Here is a 916-nt window from a genome sequence, read left to right on the forward strand (position 1 = left end):
TAGATGGTGTTCGCCTGTGATTCTTGAGCCTGTTGCTGAGCGGTGAATGCTTTGATTTGTGTCTCTTGTGCTCTGGTTTGAGCATTGACGATTTCAGCTTGCGCTTTCTCTTGCTCTGCCATTGCTGCCACCATCATTGGATCTTGTTGCTGCTGAGATTGTTGCTGAGCCTCAGCTAACCACTGCTCCTCTTCCGGTGTCTCTGGTTTCTTGAGTCCTTGTATAACAAGCTGTTTGGTGGCGTACTCACGGGTGATATCGATACCTTTGCCATCCAACAATGACAGGAATTGAAGTAGCAACACATTCCACGCCGGATGCTCAATGGGAACTGATTTCAATAACTCGCCAATCTCAGCCCTATTCTGCTCTTTCATGGATTGGAACGATGGGCCAACATCGGTGTAGCACTCATAACGTCCACGAACGTCATTGAGTACTGCACGTTGCCCCGTCATCAGATCCACGACCTCATTCATTACCTGAACGTCTTTCTCGCTGCCATCCGGTAATGTCATGACCACATTGCGCGGCACGTCATAGATATCATTGACGATTGAGGCGTATATCTCACCATCTCGGCGCATGGCGGTAGATAAATTGTCCTGAAACACATAGGTTTCTAGGTCTGACCGCATATTTAGCTGATTGATGGTATCGAATGCTACCTGATTACCATTCACCGCCTCAGAATCAACACCCACTGTAGCAACGGATTTCACAGCATTAGTCGCCGCCTCCAGCATATAGGCATTAGCCTGTGGTACTTCTGGGTTATCCATGTAAGCGATCGGTTGAGTAGGCATATCTCCGTTATTTTCATCCGTTTTGTTCATCAAGTAATACGGATAATCATCTGTACCGCTGTACATATACTCATAACCAGCGATTTGCTCAGGCCAGAATATCGGCTTTT

The 916-nt window shown here is 47.1% G+C and carries 1 protein-coding gene; it reads right to left on the reverse strand.

Features of this window, described 5'->3' with window-relative positions; genetic code table 11:
• On the reverse strand, positions 1-916 hold a 916-nt coding region (locus tag NXS07_RS22555; protein ID WP_308686643.1), incomplete at both ends, for a portal protein.

Source organism: Xenorhabdus bovienii, from assembly GCF_024721015.1.
Classification (GTDB): domain Bacteria; phylum Pseudomonadota; class Gammaproteobacteria; order Enterobacterales; family Enterobacteriaceae; genus Xenorhabdus; species Xenorhabdus bovienii.